Below are 8000 nucleotides of genomic sequence, written 5' to 3'. Positions count from 1 at the left end.
GGACGCCGCCGGACAACCATTCCCGGGTAGGGGGTGGAGCCCAGCACAACCCCCAACGGGGTGGGTGCGGGCTCCACCCCCTACACGCATATTCAGACAGTGTTCCGGCCGAGATCTCACAGTGGACGCGCGGCTATCCGGAAGATCGAACGCCGTCCGGCGACTAGACTTGGCGCCATGTCCACCATCTCCCGTGACGAGGTTGCGCGCGTGGCTGCGCTGGCACGGATCGACCTGCGACCGGACGAGGTCTCGCGCCTGGCCGGTGAGCTCGACGTGATCGTCGAGTCCATCGCTCGCGTGAGCGAGGTCGCTACCGCAGACGTGCCGGCAACGAGCCACCCCCTCCCGCTGACGAACGTGTTCCGAGACGACGTACCGGAGCCCGCCCTGCCGATACAGGACGTACTGGCCGGCGCCCCGCAGCAGGAGAACGGACGGTTCGCCGTCCCGCAGATCCTCGGCGAAGAGTGATGGGAACCAACGACATGACACAGGACATCACCCGGCTCAGCGCCTCTGACCTCGCGTCCGCGCTGCGGAACAAGGACGTCACCAGCGTCGAGGCGACGCAGGCACACCTGGACCGGATCGCCGCCGTCGACGGGGACCTGCACGCGTTCCTGCACGTGTCCTCCGAGGAGGCGCTGGCCACCGCCGCGGAGATCGACACGAAGCGTGCCGCCGGCGCGGAGCTGCACCCGCTCGCCGGCGTGCCGATCGCCGTCAAGGACGTCGTGGTGACCAAGGGCCTGCCCACGACCGCCGGCTCGAAGATCCTCAAGGGCTGGATCCCGCCGTACGACGCGACCCTCGTCGAGCGCATCAAGGCCGCGGGCCTGCCGATCCTCGGCAAGACCAACATGGACGAGTTCGCCATGGGCTCCTCGACCGAGCACTCGGCGTACGGCAACACCAAGAACCCCTGGGACCTGGACCGCATCCCCGGCGGGTCCGGCGGTGGCTCCGCCGCGGCTGTCGCGGGCTTCGAGGCGCCGCTGGCCATCGGCACCGACACCGGCGGCTCCATCCGCCAGCCCGGCGCGGTCACCGGCACCGTCGGCGTGAAGCCGACCTACGGTGGCGTCTCGCGCTACGGCCTGATCGCCATGGCGTCCTCGCTGGACCAGGCGGGCCCCGTCACCCGTACCGTGCTCGACGCCGCGCTGCTGCACGAGCTGATCGGCGGTCACGACCCGCACGACTCGACGTCGATCAACGAGCCCGTTCCGGGCGTCGTCGCTGCCGCCCAGCAGGGTGCCAAGGGCGACCTGAAGGGTCTGCGCGTCGGCGTCGTCAAGGAGCTCTCGGGCGAGGGCTACCAGGCCGGCGTGTCCGCGCGCTTCGACGAGTCGCTCGACGAGCTGCGTGCGCTGGGCGCCGAGATCGTCGAGGTCTCCTGCCCCAGCTTCGCCTACGCGCTGGACGCCTACTACCTGATCATGCCCGCCGAGGCCTCGAGCAACCTCGCGAAGTTCGACGGCATGCGGTTCGGCCTGCGCGTCGAGCCGACCGAGGGCCCGGTCACCGCGGAGCGCGTCATGGGCGCCACGCGCGGGGCCGGCTTCGGCGACGAGGTCAAGCGCCGCATCATCCTCGGCACGTACGCCCTGTCGGCCGGCTACTACGACGCCTACTACGGCAGCGCGCAGAAGGTCCGCACGCTGATCCAGCGCGACTTCGCCGCGGCGTTCGAGCAGGCCGACGTCCTGGTCTCGCCCACGGCGCCGACCACGGCGTTCAAGTTCGGCGAGAAGCTCGACGACCCGCTCGCGATGTACCTCAACGACATCGCGACGATCCCGGCCAACCTCGCCGGCGTCCCCGGCATGTCCCTGCCGAACGGCCTGTCCGACGACGGCCTGCCCGTCGGGTTCCAGATCCTGGCGCCGGCGAAGGCTGACGACCGGCTGTACCGCGTGGGTGCGGCTCTCGAGGCGGCCCTCGAGTCGCGCTGGGGCGGACCTCTCCTTGCCAAGGCACCCGAACTCAAGACCACGGAGCTCGCCCGATGACCGCCGCAACCACGACCGGCCTGGTCGCCTACGAGGACGCCGTCCGCCGCTACGACCCGGTGCTGGGCATCGAGGTGCACGTGGAGCTCGGCACGCTCACCAAGATGTTCTGCGCGGCCGAGGTCGCCTACGGCGGCGAGCCGAACACCCAGGTGACGCCGGTGAGCCTCGGGCTGCCGGGCGCGCTGCCGGTGGTCAACGGCAAGGCGGTCGAGTACGCGATCCGGATCGGCCTCGCGCTGAACTGCACCATCGCCGAGAGCTGCCGGTTCGCCCGGAAGAACTACTTCTACCCGGACGTGCCGAAGAACTTCCAGACGTCGCAGTACGACGAGCCGATCGCCTTCGACGGCTGGATCGACGTCGAGCTGGAGGACGGCGCGGTGTTCCGCGTCGAGATCGAGCGCGCGCACATGGAGGAGGACGCCGGCAAGAACACCCACGTGGGTGGTTCGACCGGCCGCATCCACGGCGCCGAGTACTCGCTCGTCGACTACAACCGTGCGGGCATCCCGCTCGTGGAGATCGTCACGCGGCCCATCGAGGGTGCGGGCGAGCGCGCACCCGAGGTGGCGCGCGCCTACGTGCAGACGCTGCGCGACATCTTCCGCACGCTCGACGTCTCCGAGGCCCGGATGGAGCGCGGCAACGTCCGCGCGGACGTGAACCTGTCGCTTCGCCCGACGCCGGAGTCGCCCCTGGGGACCCGGACCGAGACGAAGAACGTGAACTCCTTCCGCTCGATCGAGCGCGCCGTGCGTTACGAGGTGTCCCGTCAGGCGGGCGTGCTCGACGCGGGTCTGCCGGTGATCCAGGAGACGCGGCACTTCCACGAGGAGGACGGCACCACGTCGTCGGGCCGCGTGAAGTCGGACGCCGAGGACTACCGGTACTTCCCCGAGCCCGACCTGGTTCCCGTGGCACCGAGCCGCGAGTGGGTCGAGGAGATCCGGGCGGCGCTCCCGGAGATGCCGGTGGCACGCCGCCGTCGGCTCCAGACGGAGTGGGGCTACGCCGACGCCGAGATGCGCGACGTCGTCAACGCGGGCGCCATGGACCTCATCGAGGCCACCGTCGCCGCTGGCACCAGCGCCGCCGGCGCACGCAAGTGGTGGATGGGCGAGCTGGCCCGGCGGGCGAACCAGGACGAGGTCACGCTCGAGGACCTGACGGTGACCCCGGCGCAGGTCGCGCAGCTGCAGGGGCTCGTGGAGTCGGGCCGGCTCAACGACAAGCTCGCCCGCCAGGTGCTCGACGGCGTGCTCGCCGGCGAGGGCGACCCGGAGGCGGTCGTCGTGTCCCGCGGCCTGGAGATCGTGTCCGACGACGGCCCGCTGCTCGCCGCGATCGACGACGCCCTCGCGGCCCAGCCCGACATCGTGGAGAAGGTCCGTGGTGGTAACCAGGGACCGATCGGCGCGATCATCGGCGCGGTCATGAAGGCGACGAAGGGTCAGGCGGACGCGAAGCGGGTCCGCGAGCTGGTGCTGGATCGGATCGGCTCGTGAGTCTGGGTTCGAGGGCAGGCAGGTGACCCGCGGACCGCTCCTGCGCGGCGAGATGATGCGTCTGCGCCCCATCGAGGGTCGCGACGCGGAACGCCTGTGGGAGGCGGTGCAGGATCCGGAGGGTACCCGGCTGACGGGGACCACGGCCACGTTCACGCGCGAGCAGATCAACGAGTGGGCGAGCACGGTCAGCGACCGGCCGGGCCGCTACGACTGGGCGATCTGCCCGGCCGCCATGCGGGACGGCAAGCCGGTCAGCGACGACATGATCGGCGAGATCGTGCTCAACGACCTCGACGAGGACGTCCGCTCGGCGAACCTCCGGCTCCAGCTTCTCCCGAACTACCGGGGCCGCGGGTACGGCCGGGAGGCCATCCAGGAGGTGCTCCGGTTCGCCTTCGACGGTGTCGACGGCGAACCGGGGCTCGGCCTGCACCGGGTGAGCCTGGACGTGCTCAGCATCAACCCGCGCGCGCAGGCGCTGTACGAGTCGCTCGGCTTCCGCGAGGAGGGTCGCCTCCGGGACATCTACCGCGACGGCGACAGCTGGGCGGACGCGGTGGTCATGAGCATCCTCGAGGACGAGTACCGGGCGCTGCAGGACTGACCCGGGCCACGGGACCGTTCGGTCGTGGAGTCCTGGCGGCCTACGGCCCGCCCGCGATGTAGGCCGTGAGCTGGTCGCGCTCGGCCTGCACCTCGGCGATCCGGTGCTTGACGACGTCGCCGATGCTCACGATCCCGGTCAGCCGGGTCTCGACGAGCACGGGGACGTGCCGGACCCGGTGCTCCGTCATCAAGGGCATCAGCTCGTCGAGCGTCGCCTCGGGCCCGCAGGTGTGTACCACTGCGGTCATGATCGCGTCCACCGGGCCGTCCAGGATGCCGTCGCCGTCCGAGTGCAGACGGCGGACGACGTCGCGCTCGCTCACGATCCCGTCGACGCTGACGCCGTCGTCGGACACGACTACCGCGCCGATGCCGTGCTGGGCGAGGAGGGCGAGCAGGTCGCGCACGCTCCGGTCGCGCGAGATGGTGACGACCGAGCCGCCCTTGCGCCGCAAAGCCTCTGTTACCCGCATTCGAGTACCCCCGTCGCGTGCACGCCGGAATCCGCGTCATTGCGGGTCCCTGGTACGACCGTACGGCACCCGACGACCTTCAGGTAAGGGGTGAAGCCCGATCGCTCGACCCGATCGTTCGGGTCGTGGAGGGACGGGATGCGCCGCCGCTGACGCATCCCGCCCCGGTCAGTGGGGCCAGTGCGTCATGAGCACGTGGCCGTCGGTGTCGTGTTGTTGCCGTTCTTGTAGACGGTGATCCCGAAGTTGTTGCCTGACCCGTTCGGCGTCGCCGTCAGCGTGCCGGTGCTCCCGGTCACGTTGGCGTTCCAGCTGCTCTGCAGGGACTGGCCGCCCGAGAGGCTGATCCGGGTGGTCCAGCTGTTCGTGCCGCTGACCGAGAGGTTCACGTTGAACCGGTCGCCCCACTCCTGGCCCCGGGTCACGTTGACGGTGCAGGACGTGCCTCCGCCGCCCCCGCCGCCGGAGCCGATCGTGATGTTGGAGCTGCCGCTGCTCTGGTACCCCTCCGTGGCCAGGATCTGGTAGTCGTGGTTGCCCAGGTTCATGCCGCGTGCGGCCCAGGCGTCGAAGTGGGCGCCGGCGGAGATGGTGCCGCCGGTGCGCTTCTGCTGGCGGACGCTCCAGTACTGCGGGAACGTCGAGCTGTTGCCCTCGATGGACGGCGCGTTGTAGCGCATCGTCCGGTAGATGTCGTACGTGCCGCCGTCGGTGGTGACGGTGCCCTTGTACTCCCCGGTCGGCCGGTAGGTGCCCCAGTTGTCGACCACGTAGTACTCGACGAGCGGGCTCCTGGTCCACCCGTAGAGCGTCAGGTAGGCGTTCCCGGACGGGTTGAACGTGCCGGAGTACGTCACGTTGCGTCGGGCGCCGGTGGCCCAGCCCTTGCCGGCGACGAAGTTGCCGGTGTTGCTCCACTGGGTGGAGTAGTTGCCGCCCGAACCGAGGTTCATCGAGACGGTTCCCGGGGCGTCCGTCCAGAACGAGTAGAAGTACCCGCCGTGGGTGCCGGTCTCGTTGCGGTCGACCGCCGCGGCGGGGACGGAGGTGGCCACCATGCCGGCCGTGAGCAGCGCCAGCGTGGCGCCTATCCCCGTCAGCGCGCGCAGGAGACGGCCACGGAGCGGCGGTCCCGATCGGTTGGTAAACGATTTCTGGATCGTAAACGTTTTCGCCATGTCGCACCTCGTCGTACGTAGCAGTGAACGGATACACGCGTGACGCTCACGGGTCCCGAACAGCGGCGTCCAGGTGACCGGCGTCCTTGCAGGCGGGGACCGAGATGTCTCGAGATCGGTGCCGCCGGTAGACAAGTTCGCACACGCCGCGCGGCCGGGTCAAGGGTGCCGCTGTGGCTTCTTCCGGTGCCCGGGTCACCCTGTGGACGCCGGTGTCCGACGCCGCGGTCCGGAGGTAGCGTGCAAGAGCCGCCCACCCCCGTATGGTGCGTGGCCACCCAGCATCGAAGGAGCTGAACAGTCATGAGTCGTCCCCTGCGCTCCCGGACGTCCACCCACGGCCGCAACATGGCCGGAGCCCGCGCCTTGTGGCGCGCCACGGGCATGGGTTCCGAGGACTTCGGGAAGCCGATCATCGCGATCGCGAACTCGTACACGCAGTTCGTGCCGGGGCACGTACACCTCAAGGACATGGGCGACCTCGTGGCGTCCGCCATTCGCGAGGCCGGGGGCGTCGCCAAGGAGTTCAACACCATCGCCGTCGACGACGGCATCGCGATGGGCCACGCGGGGATGCTCTACTCCCTGCCCAGCCGCGACCTGATCGCGGACTCCGTGGAGTACATGGTGCAGGCGCACACCGCCGACGCTCTCGTGTGCATCTCGAACTGCGACAAGATCACGCCGGGCATGCTCAACGCGGCGCTGCGGCTCAACATCCCGGTCATCTTCGTGTCGGGTGGCCCCATGGAGGCAGGCAAGGCCGTCGTGGCGAACGGCGTCGCCAAGACGCCGCTGAACCTGATCAACGCGATCAACTACTCGGCCGACGAGAACGTGGACGACGCGGCGCTCGGCCTGGTCGAGGAGAACGCGTGCCCCACATGCGGCTCGTGCTCGGGCATGTTCACCGCGAACTCGATGAACTGCCTCACCGAGGCCCTCGGCCTGTCGCTGCCCGGCAACGGCTCGACGCTCGCGACCCACGCCGCCCGCAAGGAGCTGTTCCTCGAGGCCGGCCGCACCATCGTGGACCTGGCGCGCCGCTACTACGAGGACGATGACGACACCGCCGCACCCCGCGGGATCGCCACCAAGGCGGCGTTCGCCAACGCGATGGCGCTCGACGTCGCCATGGGCGGCTCCACCAACACGGTGCTGCACATCCTCGCGGCGGCCCAGGAGGCGGAGGTCGACTTCACGCTCTCCGACATCGAGGACATCAGCCGCAGGGTGCCGTGCCTGTCCAAGGTGGCGCCGAACCACCCGGACTACCACATGGAGGACGTCCACCGGGCGGGCGGCATCCCCGCGCTCCTGGGCGAGCTCGACCGGGGCGGTCTGCTGGACCACGACGTCACCTCTGTGCACACGCCCACGCTGCGCGCGTGGCTCGACGACTGGGACATCCGCGGCGGCAAGGCCACCGAGCGGGCGCTCGGCCTGTTCCACGCGGCCCCGGGCGGGGTGCGCACCACCAAGGCGTTCTCGACGAACAACCAGTGGGAGACGCTGGACACCGACGGCGCGGGCGGCTGCATCCGCGACGTCGAGCACGCGTACACGGTCGAGGGCGGCCTCGCCGTGCTGCGCGGCAACCTCGCGGAGGACGGCGCCGTGTTCAAGACGGCGGGCGTCGACCCGGACGTCTTCCACTTCGTGGGCAAGGCGCTGGTCTGCGAGTCGCAGGACGAGGCGGTCGAGAAGATCCTGACCAAGCAGGTCGAGCCGGGACACGTCGTGGTCGTGCGCTACGAGGGCCCCGCCGGCGGGCCGGGCATGCAGGAGATGCTCTACCCGACCTCCTACATCAAGGGTCGCGGCCTGGGGAAGGTCGTCGCGCTGATCACCGACGGCCGGTTCTCGGGCGGCTCCAGCGGCATCTCCGTGGGGCACGTCTCACCGGAGGCGGCCGCGGGCGGCACCATCGGCCTGGTCGAGGACGGCGACGAGATCGAAATCGACGTCGACACCCGCATGATCCGCCTCAACGTCCCCTCCGATGTACTCGCCGAGCGCCGCGCCAAGATGGAGTCCTCGGAGCGGCCGTGGCAGCCCGTGGACCGCGACCGGTACGTGTCGCCGGCGCTGCAGGCCTATGCGGCCCTCGCGACGTCGGCCGACCGCGGCGCCGTGCGGGACGTGGCACGGCTCCAGCGCCGCTGACCGGGGCGGGCGCGGCACCTCTGGTGCCGCGCCCGGGCCCGGCGCGCCCGG

The 8000-nt window shown here is 70.4% G+C and carries 7 protein-coding genes; 5 read left to right on the top strand and 2 right to left on the bottom strand.

The window, feature by feature from the left end; genetic code table 11:
• Positions 1-177: 177 nt before the first annotated feature.
• The 4 genes from gatC to ACFWE2_RS23405 are packed head-to-tail and all read left to right on the top strand — an operon-like array spanning position 178 to position 4130.
• On the top strand, positions 178-474 hold the full coding sequence (gene gatC, locus ACFWE2_RS23420; RefSeq protein ID WP_116676601.1) for an Asp-tRNA(Asn)/Glu-tRNA(Gln) amidotransferase subunit GatC: 297 nt from the start codon (positions 178-180) through the stop codon (positions 472-474).
• Between the two features lie 14 nt (positions 475-488).
• On the top strand, positions 489-2015 hold the full coding sequence (gene gatA / locus ACFWE2_RS23415; RefSeq protein ID WP_377226612.1) for an Asp-tRNA(Asn)/Glu-tRNA(Gln) amidotransferase subunit GatA: 1527 nt from the start codon (positions 489-491) through the stop codon (positions 2013-2015).
• Positions 2012-3523 carry an Asp-tRNA(Asn)/Glu-tRNA(Gln) amidotransferase subunit GatB gene (gatB, locus tag ACFWE2_RS23410; protein ID WP_377226611.1) on the top strand — a complete coding sequence of 504 codons (1512 nt, stop codon included), beginning with the start codon at positions 2012-2014 and terminating at the stop codon, positions 3521-3523. Before gatA ends, gatB begins: the two co-directional genes overlap by 4 nt.
• A 22-nt stretch (positions 3524-3545) precedes the next feature.
• On the top strand, positions 3546-4130 hold the full coding sequence (locus ACFWE2_RS23405) for a GNAT family N-acetyltransferase (protein WP_377226610.1): 585 nt from the start codon (positions 3546-3548) through the stop codon (positions 4128-4130).
• 40 nt (positions 4131-4170) lie between these two features.
• Here ACFWE2_RS23405 and ACFWE2_RS23400 read toward each other — a convergent pair whose 3' ends face one another.
• Together ACFWE2_RS23400 and ACFWE2_RS23395 are read right to left on the bottom strand one after the other, a co-directional pair.
• On the bottom strand, positions 4171-4605 hold the full coding sequence (locus ACFWE2_RS23400) for a CBS domain-containing protein (protein WP_377226609.1): 435 nt from the start codon (positions 4603-4605) through the stop codon (positions 4171-4173).
• A 185-nt stretch (positions 4606-4790) separates the two neighbouring features.
• A complete protein-coding gene (locus ACFWE2_RS23395) occupies positions 4791-5783 on the bottom strand; it encodes a glycoside hydrolase family 11 protein (protein ID WP_377226608.1) in 993 nt (330 codons plus the stop codon).
• A gap of 303 nt (positions 5784-6086) precedes the next feature.
• Between ACFWE2_RS23395 and ilvD the strand changes: the two genes are divergently transcribed.
• Positions 6087-7949 carry a dihydroxy-acid dehydratase gene (gene ilvD / locus ACFWE2_RS23390; protein ID WP_377226607.1) on the top strand — a complete coding sequence of 621 codons (1863 nt, stop codon included), beginning with the start codon at positions 6087-6089 and terminating at the stop codon, positions 7947-7949.
• Positions 7950-8000: the final 51 nt, after the last annotated feature.

The sequence above is a fragment of the Promicromonospora sp. NPDC060271 genome (genome assembly GCF_042726755.1).
GTDB lineage: Bacteria > Actinomycetota > Actinomycetes > Actinomycetales > Cellulomonadaceae > Promicromonospora.
Note: the sequence above shows the minus strand (reverse complement) of the source record. Positions and strands in the feature narration are given on the sequence as shown.